The organism is Pseudomonas sp. AP19, assembly GCF_001728855.1.
Classification (GTDB): domain Bacteria; phylum Pseudomonadota; class Gammaproteobacteria; order Pseudomonadales; family Pseudomonadaceae; genus Aquipseudomonas; species Aquipseudomonas fluorescens.
In genome coordinates this window covers 136,212-152,636 of record NZ_LXJP01000005.1, presented here as the reverse complement: position 1 = coordinate 152,636, position 16,425 = coordinate 136,212, and the positions used below count along the sequence as shown (strand labels likewise).

16 protein-coding genes are annotated in these 16,425 nt (G+C 58.7%); 11 read left to right on the top strand and 5 right to left on the bottom strand.

All coding sequences use genetic code 11. The features are described 5' to 3' along the window. Positions 1-12: 12 nt before the first annotated feature. Positions 13-1,275, bottom strand: a complete 1,263-nt coding sequence (locus A7D21_RS06750) for an MFS transporter (protein ID WP_047538900.1) — start codon at positions 1,273-1,275, stop codon at positions 13-15. A gap of 362 nt (positions 1,276-1,637) precedes the next feature. Between A7D21_RS06750 and A7D21_RS06745 the strand changes: the two genes are divergently transcribed. The 6 genes from A7D21_RS06745 (at position 1,638) to A7D21_RS06720 (ending at position 7,087) form a co-directional block, all read left to right on the top strand. After that, on the top strand, positions 1,638-1,874 hold the full coding sequence (locus A7D21_RS06745) for a ferredoxin (RefSeq protein ID WP_020300797.1): 237 nt from the start codon (positions 1,638-1,640) through the stop codon (positions 1,872-1,874). 51 nt (positions 1,875-1,925) lie between these two features. Further along, positions 1,926-2,684, top strand: coding sequence for an SDR family NAD(P)-dependent oxidoreductase (locus tag A7D21_RS06740; RefSeq protein WP_047531006.1), 759 nt, complete (start codon positions 1,926-1,928; stop codon positions 2,682-2,684). A gap of 66 nt (positions 2,685-2,750) precedes the next feature. Next, entirely contained in the window at positions 2,751-3,701 is a 951-nt protein-coding gene (locus tag A7D21_RS06735; protein WP_047531004.1) for a VOC family protein, read from the top strand. A 1-nt stretch (position 3,702) separates the two neighbouring features. After that, positions 3,703-4,587 carry a fumarylacetoacetate hydrolase family protein gene (locus tag A7D21_RS06730; protein WP_069551311.1) on the top strand — a complete coding sequence of 295 codons (885 nt, stop codon included), beginning with the start codon at positions 3,703-3,705 and terminating at the stop codon, positions 4,585-4,587. A 39-nt stretch (positions 4,588-4,626) separates the two neighbouring features. Next, complete coding sequence (locus A7D21_RS06725) at positions 4,627-6,213, top strand: MFS transporter (RefSeq protein WP_047531000.1); 1,587 nt, start codon at positions 4,627-4,629, stop codon at positions 6,211-6,213. Positions 6,214-6,301: 88 nt separating this feature from the next. Beyond that, positions 6,302-7,087, top strand: coding sequence for an IclR family transcriptional regulator (locus A7D21_RS06720; RefSeq protein WP_047530998.1), 786 nt, complete (start codon positions 6,302-6,304; stop codon positions 7,085-7,087). Between the two features lie 9 nt (positions 7,088-7,096). Here the strand turns inward: A7D21_RS06720 and A7D21_RS06715 are convergent, their stop codons facing one another. Next, positions 7,097-8,287: a thiolase family protein gene (locus A7D21_RS06715; RefSeq protein WP_047530996.1), complete on the bottom strand. Its 1,191-nt coding sequence runs from the start codon at positions 8,285-8,287 to the stop codon at positions 7,097-7,099. After that, complete coding sequence (locus tag A7D21_RS06710; RefSeq protein ID WP_047538897.1) at positions 8,287-8,685, bottom strand: Zn-ribbon domain-containing OB-fold protein; 399 nt, start codon at positions 8,683-8,685, stop codon at positions 8,287-8,289. The genes A7D21_RS06715 and A7D21_RS06710 overlap by 1 nt, the downstream gene beginning before the upstream one ends. A 139-nt stretch (positions 8,686-8,824) precedes the next feature. Between A7D21_RS06710 and A7D21_RS06705 the strand changes: the two genes are divergently transcribed. The 4 genes from A7D21_RS06705 to A7D21_RS06690 all read left to right on the top strand — a co-directional run bounded on the left by A7D21_RS06705 (position 8,825) and on the right by A7D21_RS06690 (position 12,716). Continuing rightward, entirely contained in the window at positions 8,825-9,526 is a 702-nt protein-coding gene (locus tag A7D21_RS06705) for an SDR family NAD(P)-dependent oxidoreductase (RefSeq protein WP_047530994.1), read from the top strand. Then, complete coding sequence (locus tag A7D21_RS06700) at positions 9,523-10,521, top strand: fumarylacetoacetate hydrolase family protein (RefSeq protein ID WP_047530992.1); 999 nt, start codon at positions 9,523-9,525, stop codon at positions 10,519-10,521. The genes A7D21_RS06705 and A7D21_RS06700 overlap by 4 nt, the downstream gene beginning before the upstream one ends. Positions 10,522-10,644: 123 nt before the next feature. After that, on the top strand, positions 10,645-12,045 hold the full coding sequence (locus A7D21_RS06695; protein ID WP_047530990.1) for an aromatic ring-hydroxylating dioxygenase subunit alpha: 1,401 nt from the start codon (positions 10,645-10,647) through the stop codon (positions 12,043-12,045). A gap of 95 nt (positions 12,046-12,140) precedes the next feature. After that, a complete protein-coding gene (locus A7D21_RS06690; protein WP_020300786.1) occupies positions 12,141-12,716 on the top strand; it encodes an aromatic-ring-hydroxylating dioxygenase subunit beta in 576 nt (191 codons plus the stop codon). Positions 12,717-12,800: 84 nt separating this feature from the next. On the opposite strand, the gene A7D21_RS06685 is transcribed toward A7D21_RS06690, so the two are convergent. Continuing rightward, on the bottom strand, positions 12,801-13,541 hold the full coding sequence (locus tag A7D21_RS06685; RefSeq protein WP_047530986.1) for a DUF2889 domain-containing protein: 741 nt from the start codon (positions 13,539-13,541) through the stop codon (positions 12,801-12,803). A gap of 101 nt (positions 13,542-13,642) precedes the next feature. On the opposite strand from A7D21_RS06685, the gene A7D21_RS06680 reads away from it, so the two are divergent. After that, the gene (locus tag A7D21_RS06680; protein WP_020300784.1) at positions 13,643-14,443 is read left to right on the top strand and encodes an SDR family NAD(P)-dependent oxidoreductase; all 801 of its coding nucleotides are present in this window, start codon (positions 13,643-13,645) and stop codon (positions 14,441-14,443) included. Between the two features lie 201 nt (positions 14,444-14,644). On the opposite strand, the gene A7D21_RS06675 is transcribed toward A7D21_RS06680, so the two are convergent. Next, positions 14,645-16,276: an ATP-dependent acyl-CoA ligase gene (locus A7D21_RS06675; RefSeq protein ID WP_032904478.1), complete on the bottom strand. Its 1,632-nt coding sequence runs from the start codon at positions 16,274-16,276 to the stop codon at positions 14,645-14,647. Between the last annotated feature and the right edge of the window lie 149 nt (positions 16,277-16,425).

Sequence of the window (16,425 nt, the reverse complement as noted above, 5' to 3'; positions counted from 1 at the left end):
GTTGGGTGGGGCTCAGGATTGTCTGGGAATGGTTTGCGCATTGAAGCGCGGCACACGCCCCAGGGTCAGTAGCAACAGCGGACCGATCAGGCAGCAAGCGGCGCTGTACACCAGCATCGCGCTATACGAACCGGTGCGCGCCAGCATGTACGCGAAGAGCAGCGGGGCCAGCGCCGAGGCCACGGTATTCAGGCCCTGATGCACGCCGAACAGGCGGCCGTATTCGCGCAGGCCGAAGTAGCGGGCAATCAGGAATGCGGCAATATCGAACTCCGCCCCGGCGCCGAAACCAACCAGCACCGCCGCCAGCATGAGCGGGGCAAATTCGGTGGTTGGGCTCAGGTAGATGAAACAACCGACGGCGGGTAGCACCAGGCTTAGTGCAGACACGGCTGGCGGCCACAGGCGATCGAGCAAATAACCAATCAGCATTCGGCCGAAGATCAGCGAAATACCGAAACAGCTGAAGATGGTGGCCGCGTCCCCAGCGGACAGACCTCGGGATTGCAGCATGGGCACGGTGCTGGTGACCATGCCGACAATCGAAGAAATCACCAGGCTGAGCGCCAGGTTGCAGGTCCAGAATTTCAGCGAGCCCATACCTTCACGAAAAGACATGCCGGGCAATTGCTCCAGCACATGGCCGTCGTCACGGTGACCTGCAACAGTGGGTAGCTTGAACCACAGCAGAATCAGCGGCAGCAGAACCAAAAGGTTGAGCAGCGCGAGAATCACGAAGGCCGCACGCCAGTCCCATTGCTCTATGCCCCAAGCCATCAGGCGGGGGATGGTGGCGGCGGTGACGCCGGTCCCGGACAGACCAATGGCTAGCGCCAGGCCGCGATTGCTGTCGAACCAAAGGCTGATCAGTTGGGTCCAGGTCACCGCCAGCGCGCCCATGCCGACGATGGGCAGTAGCGCAAAGGCGATGTACATCGACCATATCGATTGGGTCAGTTGCGTGGTCGCCAGGTAGCCGAGTGATAACAGCAGCAGGGAAATAACCGTAACGCGCTTCATGCCGTAGCGCAGGTTGAACCAACCCACCAACTGCAATGACACCACCGCGCCGCCAAACAGAAAGGTGATGCAGGCTTGCAGTTCACTTTTGCTCCAGCCAAAGGCATCGCCGAGCGGCACGACCAGTGTGCCGAAGCCATAGAGCAGGGCGGCGTTGATGCTGATGGCCACTCCGGCGACCGACAAAATCAGGATTTTCCAGCTTTGGCGGAACTCGCGCAGATCGATTGCCGCTTCGTTTCTAGACGGGTGCATGAAGTTGGCTTCCTTATAGGTTTTGTTGAGCCAAGCACTGCTACAAGTGGTGATGTGGACCACCGCCAGCAGATTCTTTGAACAGAATCTGGTTTTTTAATCAGAATAAAATCAGAAATTCGGATTTGTCCAGCGCAGCTATCTGACTAACGGACAAACGAATTTCATGCGTTGCACCCACTGTTGAATCACTCTGAAGCCAGCCGTGTTCAACATCCTGCTGCGATTCACCCGTTTTGATGCCAAGGCAGTGATTAGCGACAGCGGATGAGTCTCAGCATATCCGCGTTAAAAATTAATTGCACATAAAATAAATAAGTGTTCATAATTTGCAGAGGCTGAACCTGATAAAGGAGAAAAAAATGAGTTCAGAAAAAGCGCAATTCAAAGCGGTGGCCGACCGAAGCCGCTGCTGTGGTTATGGTTTGTGTGCTGCGATTTGTCCCAGCCTGTACAAGCTTGATGCCGATGGCATGGTGTACCTCGACGATGCCCGTGTGCCGCCGGAGTTGGAGGAGGAGGCTCGTGAGGGTGCAGCCGCCTGCCCTGCGGAGGCCATCTGGCTTGAGCCCATCACCCCGGATGACGAAGCTGTTTGATGGCGTGAGCGTCAGCCGCAACGTGATAACCACTGAGGTGAGGATGTGCTTATGGGACGATTACCAAACAAGGTCGCGCTGATTACCGGTACTGGCGGCGGCCAGGGCAGGGCGGCGGCGCTGCGTTTTGCCCGCGAAGGGGCGATTGTGGTCGGTTGCGATTTCAATGCCGAAGGCCACGAGGAGACGGCAGCCTTGATGCGAGCCGAGGGGTTTACCCTGTATGGCTCGGCACCCGTGGACCTGGGCGATCACAAACAGGCCAAGGCCTGGATCGATGCCTCCGTGGCTGAACACGGGCGCATCGACATTCTCTACAACAACGCTTCCGCCGCACGATTCGGGCTGGTCAGCGAGCTGTCGATCGAAGATTGGCAGTACACCATGCGCAACGAAATCGACCTGCTGTTCTATACCACCAAATATGCCTGGCACCACTTGGCCGAACAGCGCGGAGTGATCATCAACGTATCGTCCACCGCCGCGTGGGGTGGCTCGAAAGTCGCCGGCATTTCCGCGCATTCCGCTGCCAAGGGCGCTGTGGTGTCCTTCACTCGCCAGTTGGCGGTAGAAGGCGCGCCGTTCGGTATCCGTGCGGTCAGTTTGAGCCCGGGATTTGTCGCGACGCCGGGCACCCGGCCGTTTCTGGAAGACCCAAAAATGCGCGCGATGCTGCTGGATGGGGTATTGATGGATCGCCCCGGCGAACCCGAGGAAGTGGTGGCGATGGCGGTCTTTGTCGCCTCGGATGAAGCTTCATTCATTACCGGTTCGGACTTCGTCATCGACGGCGGGTTACTCGCGATCTAGCACGCGCGGCGCCCTGGCAAGGGCTACCGGCACCCTTTCATCTCGAACAATAACAAGGTGAATAACGTGGACATCATCGGTATCGGTTACATGGGCTTTGAGTCCCCCAATCTCGACGCGTGGCGCGAGTACGGCCCGCAGGTGATGGGTTTTGGCATCGGCAAGAACCCCGAGAGTGACCCCGATTCGCTGTACTTCAAAATCGATGATCGCCGCCATCGCTTCGCTTTCCATCCAGGCAAGGTTGACCGAATTGTCTACATCGGTTGGGAAGCGGTGGGGCGCATGGCGTTCGAGGACGGTATCAAGAAGCTGGCGGCCGCCAATATCGACTTCACCCGCGGTGACGCTGAACTGTGCGAAAAGCGTGGCGTGCGTGAATTAGTGCGTTTTCGTGACCCGGTGGGGTATCAGCACGAATTGTTTTACGGGCAAAAATGGATGCCGCGCTCGTTCCAGCCGGGCCGTCCGCACAGTGGTTTCCTTGCCGACGAACGAGGTGCGGGTCATGTGGTGCTGATCACTCCGGACTACACGCCAGAACTGGAGGACTTCCTGCTTAACGTCATGGGTTTCAGTTGGTATGGCGCCGGTGCGGGCAAAGGACGAACCGGATTCTTCCGCTCCAAACTCAACCATCACACCAGTCATGACATCGCGTATGGCCACGGGCCGGGTCGCATGGGCGTGCAGCATGTCGGGTTGTTTGTACGCAACGTGCGTGATGTCGGTGAGACCTACGACATCGTGCGTCAGCGTGAACTGCCGATGATGATGACCCTCGGCCAACATGCTCAGGACCCCCATCTGTCGTTTTACCATTTCAATCCGTCCGGGTTTGCCTTCGAGACCATTGCTGAAATCGAGCCATGGCAAGGCGATCCCTACGAGCTGAATCCGGAAAAACTCAGCCTGTGGGGCCACGAAATGGTCGGGCCAATTCTCGGCGCCAGCGTCAAGACACCGGAAGAAGTGCTCGACGCCGAGTACCTGCCGACGTACCTGGCCAAGCGCTGACATGCGTCTGGCGCGGGTCGAAGTTGCAGGGCAATCGTTCTGGGCGTTGCTGGATGCGCAAACTGACCGCCTGCGGCGTATTGATGCGCCGTTCACCCACTGGGCCGGGCTAGGGGCGGATCTTGCGTCAGACGCCCTGGACCTGAGTGGCGATTGGTTGCCGTTGTCGGCTGCGCGCCTGCTTGCGCCGCTGGAACCGGGCAGTCGGGTGTTTGGTGTGGGTCTCAATTACCTCAGCCACCTCAAGCGCCTCGGCAGTGATGCGCCGGCACACCCTCTGGCCTACATGAAACCTGAGTCAGCGCTGGTCGGCGCCAATGACGAGATCGAATATTCGCCGCTGACAACCCAGCTTGACTATGAGGTCGAATTGGTCGCAGTGGTGGGCCGACCGTTGCTGGATGAACCCCATGCCAGCGACTGCCTGCTGGGGTACACGGTGGGCAATGACATCAGTGCTCGAGATGCCGGTAAACAGATCGGCCGCCTGGACTTGTTGACCCAGAAAGCCATGGACCGCACTACTCCGGTAGGTCCCTGGATTGTGACGGCAGACGAATTGGGCGTAATGGGGCAACCGGCGCTGGATATACGCCTCAGCGTCAACTACGAACTGCGCCAGCAGGACAATACGCGGCAGATGATTTTTCCTCTGGATGAGTTGCTCAATTATCTGGATGCACGCATCAGTCTGCGTCCTGGCGACCTGGTGTTTACCGGTTCTACCCACGGTGTGGGCCTGGAAAGCGGGCGCTTTTTGCGGCCGGGTGATCGGGTCGAGGCTGAAATCCAAGGCGTCGGCCGACTGCGCAATACCGTCGCTCTGCCACGCCAGCTCTGCCCCGCACGTGCGGCTGGGCGACTGGGTCAGCCGCTGGGTAACTAACCCGCTGATTTTGACAGGAATAGACGCTGAGGAGTGATGATGAGCGAGGGTTCGGCGTGGGCGCCGTTTCGCAACAAAGCGTTCCGCGGCTTATGGCTGGCAGCCGCAGTGGTCAACATGGCTATCTGGATGCAGACGGTCGCCGCGGCGTGGATCATGACCACATTGACGACGTCGGCAGCCATGGTCTCTCTGGTGCAAACCGCCGTGACCCTGCCGGTATTCCTGTTTGCCTTTCCCGGTGGGGTGATTGCCGATCGGGTGGACCGTCGCAGTTGGCTGATCATTACCCAGTGCATGATGCTGTTCGCCGCACTGGTGTTGTGTGTGCTGGCGTACAGCGCGCACCTGGAAACCTGGGGCTTGTTGGCGTTTACCTTTGTGCTCGGTACTGGCAGTGCGCTGGGCATGTCGGCGTGGATGGTGACCATGGTAGGTGTACTGCCCCGCGACCAGGTGCCGGCCGCAGTGTCCTTGAACGGAATTTCCATCAACGCCACCCGCGCTTTGGGCCCCGCGTTGGCGGGTGCACTGATTGCATACTGGAACACGACCTCGGTATTTCTGGTGATCGCGCTGTGTATGTTCGCGGTGCTGCTATTCCTCTTTCGTATCGCTCCCAACCCGCCTGCCGTGGGCTTGCCACCGGAAACCCTGACCGGTGGCATGCGCAGTGGCCTGCGCTATATCCGGCATTCAGCGGTCCTGTTCAGCGCCATGAAGCAGGTTCTGGTGTTCACCACGAGTGCCAGCGCTTTGTGGGCCTTGATGCCGCTGGTGGCCAAGCAGGAATTGGGTATGGACGCCGGTGGTTATGGCTTGCTCATGGCGTTTCTTGGCGCCGGTGCAGTGTTGGCTGCGCTCAGCTTGCCGCGGCTGTATCGCGTATTGGGCATGCGTCATCTGCTGGTTTGCGGCGCCATCTCCTTTGCCCTCGCCACCCTCACTGCCGCGCTATCCAACAACCGCTATGCGGTCTGCGCGATGATGCTGCTGGCGGGGTTCGGCTGGATGGCGGTCAACGCGACCATTTCCACGGTGGTGCAAACCTATGCCGCCAATTGGGTGCGCGCACGGGTCGCATCGGTCTATGTGTTGATCCTGATGGGCGCGATGGCGGCCGGCGGTGCGATATGGGGGGCATTGGCCGAGTATCTGGGGTTGAGCCAGAGCTTGTTGCTCTCGACACTGTTGTTGCTGGTCGGCATCGCGCTGACCCGAAATGGCCATGTGGAACTGGGCCAGGAAGCAGACTTTGCCGAGGTGCAGTTGACCGACACACTCCAGCTGGCCAGTCCGGTGTCCCATTCCGATGGACCGGTATCGGTGGAGATTTTGTACCGGGTGGCTGCGCCGGACCGCGATGACTTTCTGGCCGCTGTGTACACGGTAGGCAAGGCGCGACGGCGCAACGGCGCGCAAAACTGGCGTTTGTACCGCGACATGGCGGACCCGCAACTCTACAGCGAGCGCTTTATTGTCGAGTCCTGGCTGGAATACTTGCGCCAACAGGTTCGGGTGACCCAGGCCGACCATGCCCAAGAGCGTCTCATCGAGCGTTTTCGTCGCGAAGATCTGCAAACCCGTCGTTTGATCTATCAGCCGCCAGTGAAACTAACCGATTGAAGTGATCGAATAATTCCCAGATAAAACTTTTACAACGCCAATCATTCTCAGGTTAGAATGGCGCCACTCTAAAGTTACTGGATCGGGCATGGAACTCACTGACGTCAACGACAGCAGCAAATCGGCCGGCGCAACCCTCGTCAAACCCGTTTCCAACGCCATACGCATCTTGCGTTACCTCAGTCAGGTGGGTACGCCGGAACGTTCAGTGGACATCGCCCGGCAACTGAAAATCAATCCAAGCACCTGCTTCAACATCCTGCGTACCCTGGTGCAAGAGGAGGTGGTCGATTTCAGTGCTCTTTCCAAGCGTTACACCGTGGGCCTGGGCCTGGCGCGTCTGGTCGAACAATTGGTTACCCAGGGTCATCGCGTTCAGATGGCCAAACCGCTGTTGCAGAACCTGGCTGCACGCCAGCGGGTGACCATCACCCTGTGGCGAAAAATGAGCCCTGACCGCATCGTCATTGTCAGTTCCGCTGCAAGCCCGACCGATGTGCGTATCGACATGGCCGAAGGTCAGCGTCTGCCGATTCTGATGGGCGCCAGCGGCCGGTTGTTCGCTACGCAGATCGACCTCGACGATCCGGAAGTACAGAGCAGTTTCGAGACGATTCGTTGGGCTCAACCTCTTTCGCTGGAGGTTTACCGTGAGGAAGTGAGACAGGCTGCCGAGCGTGGTTGGGCAATGGACGACGGGCATTTCTCGGGGGGGATTCTTGCGATTGCGGCGCCGGTCTTTTCACCGACCAACAGCATCGATTTCACCGTGTCAGCAGTGATGTTCCGTGGCCAACGGGACGAAGAGGGCCTTGCCGAACTGGGCAAGGCGTTGATCGAGTTCTGTAGCGAAGTGGCCGGCGTACTCTACTGAGGCGCGCCGTTACTCGCGAACCAGTAGCAGGCTGCCCCCCAGCGGGCCGCCTCCGGCTGCCACCGTACTGACGCGGTGTTCGCGGGTTTGCCGGCCTTCGGCACGGCCCCACAGTTGCAGGCAGGCTTCATGCACGTAACCCAGGCCGTGGGTGCGTCCGCCAGACAGCTGCCCGCCATTGGTATTGATGGGCAAGCTGCCCTCCAGTGCGATGCGCGTGCCACCCTCGACGAACGCACCACTTTCCCCGGTGGGGCACAGGCCCAGGGCTTCAAGCCAGATCAGGGTCAAGATCGAAAATCCGTCATACAACTGCGCAGATTCAACATCCTGCGGGGTGTAGTCGGTGCGTGCCCACATCATCTCTCCGACATCGAAGGCGGCCATTTTGGTCAGGGAGATCTGATCCCACGACCATGGCTGGTTCAACGCTGCGCCCATGGCCTCGATGCGGATCGGTTTGTTCGGCTGGTCCTGGGCGATATCGCGACGGGACAGGATGATGGCGGTGGACGCATCGCAATGCACGTCGCAGTCGAACATGCGCAGAGGCGTTGAAATCATCCGCGATGCCATGTAGTCGTCCATGCTCATCGGCGTGCGATACAGCGCCTTAGGGTTGCGCATGGCGTTCTGGCGACACGTCAGGGCTATCTGCGCCAGCTGCTCCGGTCGGGTGCCGTATTCATGGAAGTGACGCTGGGCATACAACGCCATCAGGTTGATGCCCGATTGCACATTGAACGGGGTAAACCACTGCCAGGCGTAGCTGCTGTCGCGACCCTGGGTTTTATTGGTCAGTGCGCCGGCCTGTTTGTTGACCATGCGCGCCGACGCTTCGGTGATGGTGCGAAACACCAGTACGTGCTTGCACAGGCCCGCCGCAATCGCCATGGCGCCGTTGATCACCCCGGTGAGCGGGCCGGGCCCTTCATAACCGCCACCGAACCAGTTGACGTTGAGCCCGAGGGCACTCTTCAGCGCACTGGGACCGACCGGTGAAAACGGGTCGCCATTGTTGTTGTCGCCCGGCCAGCAGGCCACGCCGTCGATGTCGCTGCGTTGCAGGCCGGCGTCCGCAATGGCTTCCAGGCAGGCATCCAGGGTCAGGCGCATCGCTGACTTGCTCGACGGTCGCCCGATCTCTGATTGACCGATACCGGTAATGGCTACGTCTTTTTCATAACGATGATCGAACATCACTGATCCTTCTCGAACAGAGGTAACCATACATCCTCGACATTGAGGAAGCTGACCCGTACCGGCATGTCGATCTGCACATCCGTGACCGGCATGCCCACCACGTTGCTCACGAACTGCAAGCCGGGTTGCTCAACCAACTCGATGATCGCCACCACATAGGGCACCTCCAGGTCGGGGGTCCAGGGCTGATAGTTGATGGTGAAGCTGAGCACTTTGCCCTTGCCGGACACCGCTTGCGGCGCCACGTCAAAGCTTGCGCAATGCGGGCAGAGCGGGGCGGGCGGGTGGAAATACCGGCTACAGGCCGCGCAGCGATGAACGAGCAGTTCGCCCTGTTGACCGCCTTGCCAGAAGGCGCGGTTGTCGGCGTTGAGTGCAGGCAGTTTTCTAGGCATCAGCGGTCCGCAGGTGAGTGTTTGACTTGAAGTCATACAGTATCATTTGTACATATTTTCTAAAAGTGTCATATATTTATCTGGACAAAGGCGCGAATCGACCGTTCGCGCCGTAAAACAACAACAAGAGGATTTCGCGATGTTCCAATCATTATTGGACAAGAGGGTAGTCGTCACCGGCGGGTTTGGTGCCCTCGGCAGCGCACTTGGCACATTTCTGCTGGCGCGAGGCGCGCGGGTTGCGTTGCTGGATCGCAACGAGGCCCCAGCTGCCTTGCTGGATACGGAAAACCTGCTGTGCCTGGGCGGTGTCGACCTGACCTCGAGCGAGTCGGCCAGCGCTGCGTTCGAGCAGGTCGCGGCGCATTTGGGTGGCATCGACGGTTTGGTCAATGTCGCGGGCGGTTTTGCCTGGGAGACCGTCGAAGGCGGCAGCCTGCTGACCTGGGATCGGCTTTACCAGATGAACGTGCGTACCGCCGTGGTCAGTTCCCAGTCTGCGTTGGCGCACCTGCTGGATTCCAAGGCCGGGCGCATCGTCAACATTGGCGCGCTGGCCTCGGTCAAAGCCGCAACCGGTATGGGGGCTTATGCCGCCTCCAAGGCCGGTGTAGCCCGGTTGACCGAGGCGTTGGCCGAGGAGCTGAAGGATCGTGGTGTAACGGTCAACGCTGTGCTGCCGAGCATCATTGACACCCCCGCCAACCGCGCCGACATGCCTGATGCCGACAGCGGCCGCTGGGTCACTCCGCAGGCGTTGGCGGCGGTAGTGGCGTTTCTGTTATCCGACGAAGCCGCAGCGGTAACCGGTGCACTGCTGCCTGTGAGTGGCCGCGTATGAGGCTGGTGACGTATACCGATGCCGAAGGTTTTGATCGCGCGGGGGCATTGCTCAATCGGGACCAGCAGGTGCTCGATCTGCAAAATGCTTACCGCCTGCGAGAAGGTCGTGACAGTGTGGCATTGAGCAGCATTCTGGCCTTGGTGGAGGCCGGTGAGCCGGCGTTGAACCTGGCCCGTGCGCTGGTCACCAAGGCACCCTCGGCGGCGGTGCTGGAGCGTGCCAGCGTGAAGCTGCGCGCACCGATCCAGCCACCTCCACAAATGCGCGACTGTTCCTGCTTCGAATTGCATCTGCGCCAGAGCTTCGCGGCGGCCCGTCGCGCGCGTGCGCTACGTACCGAAGACCCGGAAGCCACGCTGAAAGCGATGAACACTCGTGCTGACGATCGGGTCATCGAGACTTTCAACAAGCAGCCCATCTACTACAAGGGCAACCGTTTCGCGGTGATTGGCATCGACGATGAATTTCAATGGCCGAGCTACAGCCGGGCGATGGATTTCGAACTCGAGTTCGGTTGCTACATCGGTAAGCGCGGCAAGGACATCAGCCGTGAGGCCGCCCGGGCGCATATCGTCGGCTACACCATCTTCAACGACATGAGTGCCCGCGACGCCCAGGCCCTGGAAATGCCCGGCATGCTCGGCCCGGCCAAGAGCAAGGATTTTGATACGGCCAACATTATGGGGCCCTGCCTGGTGACAGCCGATGAACTGGGTGATCCCTATGACCTGAATATGGTTGCCCGGGTCAATGGCGAGGAGTGGGGGCGCGGTAATACCCGTGATATGCGCTGGAGTTTCGAAGACGTGATTGCCCACGTGTCCCGCTCGGAAACCCTGTACCCCGGTGAGTTTCTGGGCTCCGGCACGGTCGGCAACGGCTGCGGCCTGGAGCAATTACGTTATTTGAAGCCTGGCGATGTGGTTGAACTGGAGATCGACGGCATTGGTGTGCTGCGTACTCAAGCGGGCAAGCCATCGAGCAAGGATTGACGCATACGTGAATGACGGAAGAATTCACTTACAAGTAGAAAGTGAATTCTATGTACATAAATAGAGAAAGTGTCTTATATTTCGTTGCGACCACTGTCGTGACGCTCTGATCAGGAGGCAATCATGCTAACAAAAACAAGCCCCGTATTGTCTGATGGAACCAAGGTCTCGGACCTTATCTATCCATCCAGCCGTGAAGTACAAATGCGCGTGTTGTCTGACCGCGAAATCTACGAGCTGGAGATGGAAAAAATCTTCGGCAAGATCTGGGTACTCCTGGGTCACGAGTCGGAGATCCCCAATTCCGGGGACTTCATGGTCCGCGACCTGGGCTCCGACTCGGTCATTGTTGCCCGTGGCAAAGAGGGCGAGGTGTTTGTAAACCTCAATGTGTGCCCGCACCGCGGCATGCGCATCAGTACCGCTGATTGCGGCAATACACAAATTCATAAATGCATCTACCACGGCTGGGCCTTCCGCCCGAATGGCGACTTTGTCGGCTCACCCGTCGAGCGTGAATGCATGCACGGCAAAATGCTGCCCAAAGAAGAACTGGGCCTGAAAAAGGCTCGGGTCACGCTGTATGGCGGTCTGGTCTTTGCGACCTGGAATATCGATGGACCATCGTTCGACGAATTCCTGGGCGATGCCAAGTGGTATTACGACATGCTCTTCTGCCGCTCCGACAAAGGCATGGAAGTACTCGGTCCACCGCAGCGCTTTATCGTTAACGCCAACTGGAAGACGGCTGGCGAGCAATCGGCGGCCGACGGTTTCCACACACTGACCTTGCACCGCTGGTTAGGCGAAGTGGGTAACTACGCCAAGAAAGGCGAGGGCGAAACAGCCGACCTCAGCCCGGAAATGATCGGCGTCGAAATCAGCTCGCCGCACGGCCATGCGCTGCGTTGCATCGACCTGGCGCGCAAGATCAAGCGCCTCACCGGACTCGATCCGGCAGAGTTGAGTGTGCAGCAAAAGCTCGAAGCATTGCCGCCTGCCGGCATGACCGCCGACATGGTCGAACAGCTGGCACGCAACTTGACCGAAGATCAGTTGAAAGTGCTCACCAGCATGCCGCCGCAAGTCGGTGGGATGTTCCCGAATATTCTTTTCGGTTTTGTCTACATTCCGCAGCCGGATGGCACTGTCGTCGGCTCGATGACCCTGCACGCCTACGTGCCGCAAGGTCCGGACAAGCTCGAGTTCGTCAACTGGGTGTTTGCCGAGAAAGACGCTTCCCCGGAACTGCGCGACAAGATGCTCAAGCAAACCATCCAGCTGTTCGGCACGTCCGGCATGGTCGAGCAGGATGACTCCGATACCTGGCCGCACATGACGCTGGCTGCCAAGGGGGCGATGGGCCGCAAGAGCACGATGAAATACCAGGCAGTCTTTGAAACCGGAGCACCGGAAGGGTGGCCTGGCCCCGGCATCGTCAACGAAGGTTTCACCAAGGACGATACCCAGTGGCACTGGTGGTTGTACTGGCATGAGCTGATGACCGCATCGGACGAGAAATAAGCGTTCGCCAGTCCTGGTTCGACAGCGGTCCTAGCGGGCCGCAGTCGCCGGTAACAGCATTCACGAGTACAAGAATAAAAGTTAAGGAGTTACTCATGGCTCAGGTTCAACAACGCGGTGTGGAGGATATCCAGCCGGGTTCCCCAGTCGGTACCAAGCGAGTACCGGTGGGTTCGCCGATTTACAACGATGTGGTGACCTTTCTCTACGAGGAAGCCACGCTGCTCGACCAGATTCGCCTGCAGGAGTGGGCCGAACGCCTGGACACCGACCTGGTGTACACCGTGCCGCTGCGCCAGACGCGCTTGGCCGCCGAGTTGAAAACCACCATCGTGCGCAGCGTTCAGCATTACCACGATGACTACCGCTCGATCATGGGCCGAATCCTGCGCCTGTCCGGCAAAAGTGCCTGGGCGGAAGATCCTCCTTCGCGTACCCGACGTCTGGTGACTAACGTGTTTGTCGAAGAAACCGACAAGAGCGATGAGTTTGTGGTGACCAGTTACCTGCTGCTGACCCGTAGCCGTTTCAAAGATCACCATGTCGACATCATCAGTGGCGAACGGCGTGATGTGCTGCGTCTGAGTGAGGCGGGATTCAAGCTGGCGCGGCGCGAAGTCATCATCGACCAAGCGGTGCTTGGAACGCCAAATCTGGCCGTCTTCCTCTAGGCATTATCGGCGGTCTGGTTCGAATCCGGATCGCCGGGCCTTGCGGATGATGGTCGCGCGGCTTTTGATATGGGAGCCGTGTGACTATTGGTGCTGCCTAAGCCACTCCTGGTCCTGGGCGCACAATTTGAACTGTTCATTGCTGAAGTCCAGCGTCGAACCCTTCATGCGCAGTGCCTGTTCCGCGCGTTCGGGTTGTTGGCTGTAGCAGCGGCCGGTGTTCAGGGCATGAATCTGCTCGTCGAGGTTGTACGCGCGCCCCATCGAAATCAGGGTGCAGCGGCGAAGTAAAAGAGCCGCTTCGGCGGCTTCTTCATTGAGGGCATTCAGTGCCCAGCGTGCCATGCCTTCGCGAAGATTGATGCCGCAATAGGGTGAGGGTCCTTCGATCATGGTGCCGTCTACTTCCCAGGTCAGGTCTTCATTGCCATCGCGTACCAACGTAGAGCGGGTGCGGTTGTCGATGCGCTGGCCCACGCTAATGTCATAGCGGCGCTGGCGGGAGCCACGTGCGGCAGCAGCAATGGCGAGCCCCGCGAGATCGAGCAAGTGGGTGCATTGATGACTGGCGTCGGTCTGCCGGGTGACTGAATGGGCTATCCGGTCCAGCTTCATCCCCCGCAATTGCTGTAATTGATTGCAAGCCTGCGGGCACAGGGAATAGGGATAGCGCAGCGCTTCACCGCCAATGGCGATGACTTCACCTGCGCGGTAGCTGACCCACACCCGGAAGTGGTGGAAGTCGTCTTCCAGAGCGGCGCGAACTTCGCCCGTGCCATTGGCATGCTGAGCAATGATGTCTACGCGGCGACGAAATGCAGTCATCCTCAATATCCTTGTTTCAATGCTGTTCAGGCTGACGAAATAAGCTATATTTGAACACTATAACCAAAAATGTTCACTAAAAAACAAGAAGTGGAGTGACTATGGCACTGCTAAATGAACAGGTTGCGCTGATTACTGGCGCAGGTGGCGGAATCGGCCGCGGCATTGCGCTGAACTTTGCCAAAGAGGGCGCTGCCGTGGTGGTCGCCGAGCTGGATGTCACCAGTGGCGAGGCCGTAGTCGCCGAACTCAAAGCGCTGGGTGCCCAAGCGGTGTTCATCAAGACTGACGTGTGCAGCAAGGCCGATATCGAAGCCGCCGTGCAATTAGCCGTTGATCAATTTGGTGGCCTGGACATCCTGGTTAACAATGCCTTTGCACCCACCCCTAATGTCCTTCTGGAAGAAAAAACCGACGCGATGCTGGAGCAAACCCTCGGCTCTACAGTGTGGGCGGCCTGGTGGGCGATGAAAGCCGCACTGCCGCATATGAAAGCGCGGGGCGGTGGCAAGATCATCAACTTCTATTCAATCGATATCGAGATCGGCGCCTGGCTGCACGGCGATTACAACACGGCCAAGGCAGCGATCGTCGGGCTGACTCGCAGCGCCGCCTCTGAATGGGGGCGGTTCAACATTCGAACCAATGCCATCGCACCTACCGCGATGGGCGCCACCTTCCACAAACTTGCCGCAGAAAACCCGGGCTTTGCCGAAATGTCCGCTTCAATGCGTCCGCTGGGCCGCTGTGGCGAGCCTGAAGCCGACATTGGCCCGGTGGTGGTATTCCTCGCGTCGGAGATGTCGCGCTTTATCACCGGCGAGACCATTCACGTCGACGGTGGCCTGCACCTACCCGGTTACAACTCCCGCCCCAAAGGCATTCCCGTGCGCGAGTATTGATTTCACACGATTAATGCAGGAGCGAGCTTGCTCGCGATGGACGTTAACGATAACGCGCACGTTCTTGTAAAACGCGTTGTCCTTGAGTTCATCGCAAGCAAGCTCACTCATACAAAGGCGACACCAGGCCCAAGAGAAGCGAAAGCTCGCTTCAAAGCGGGCTTTCGGCGTTGGATGGCCGACACATGCCAGGTAGTACTGTTACTTTTTGGACACCACGATCGATGTGGTTTCCAGATCCCAGGTGGCGTCGGTTTTACCTTCATCGCGCAGCAGATACTTCAACACCCGGCCCTGCGGGTTTTTCGGCAAGCTGCTGCGAAACTCGATGTAGCGCGGCAAGGCATAGTAGGGCACCGAGTCGGTGGCCCAATGGAACAGTTGCTCCGGCTCAAGCGTCACGCCTTCATGCAGCACGGCAGTCACCTTCACATCATCCTCGCCTTTATCTGAAGGCACGGCATGCACCGCCACTTCGGCCAGTGCCGGGTGAGAAGCAAAGGCTGCTTCCATTTCAAAGCTGGAAATGTTCTCCCCCCTGCGACGCATGTAGTCCTTCTTGCGGTCGACAAAGTAGAAGAAGCCAACATCATCGAATTTGCCAACGTCGCCGGTGTGGAACCACATATTGCGCATCAGCTTCTGGGTATCCTCCGGACGACGCCAGTAGCCCTGGAACATGATGTCGGGACGGAGCGGGCGCACCACGATTTCGCCAGGGGAGTTGGGCGGCACTTCCTGATCGAGGTCGTCGACGATCCTTACGTCAAAATCTGCAATACGTTTACCCGACGAGCCGGGCGCGGCGTATTCCCCGGCAGCCAACGAAGTGATAACGCAGGCTTCGGTCAGGCCATAGCCGTTGCCGCCTACCAGCTTGGTGCCGAAGCGCTCGCGCCAGATCTTTTTGGTTTCTTCGGTATAAGGGTTGCCACGGGCGGTATGGATCTGCCCGACGCAGCGCAGCATCGCTTCGTTGTCTGGCGCCTGGGCGAGGAGGCCGCCCATGCCACCCAGGATCGAGGCAATGGTCGCGCCCGAGCGCTCCACTTCCGGCCAGAAATTCGAGACCGAGAATCGCGCAAGAATGGCGGCGCGCGCGCCCACCAGAATGCTGGCAATGATCGATACACACAGCGCATTCATGTGAAACAGCGGCAGCGGCGTGATGGTGACGTCGTCGGCACTGGCCGGACCGGCACGTAGTTGCAGGCGCGCCAGATTGCACATGAAGTTGTAGCTGATCATGCAGCCCTTGGAAGGGCCCGTGGTGCCCGAGGTGTAAATCAGGCAGGCAAGGTCTGAAGGTCGCGGTTTATTGGCGAGTGGGGTGGCGTCATGGCCACGCCATTCATCCAGTGGCGCAATACGAATCGGGCAATCAGGAACTGCCTCGAGGGTGCCACGGTGAAGAATGTGGTGTACGTCCTGCAGTTGTTCGGCGAGTGGTGTGATGCGCAGCAGGTAGGCCGCTTCGCAGATCACCACCGAGGTGCCGGTATCGGCGATCTGATGGCGGAGGAACTCGCCCTTGAGCGCGGTGTTGATCGGCACACTCACGGCGCAGAGCTTGTTGATGGCCAGCCAGGTGGTTACGGCATCGATGTTGTTATCCAGCATCGTCAGCACGGTTTCACCGGCCTTGACGCCCAGGGTGGCAAGTGCGTTGGCCATCTTGGTGGAAAGTGAGTCAACCTGAGCATATGTGTATAACTCACCGCTGAAATCCAGCAATATTTTGTCTGGATGCCTTGCTACCGCACGATCTAACGCATCAATGACAGTGTCTCGTTCTCCCACTGTCCAGGTGTCTGGATTTCCACTGCTACCCATCAGTTTTCTCCTTTTAGGCACCCATAACCGGTCGGGCTGCCTGATTTTATTTTGAAGAGAGAATCCAATTCTAAATACAAACTCATCAAATGTCTTTAGCAATAAGTTGAACATATAGTGTTATTTATGCACAGATCCTGTGGTAACGT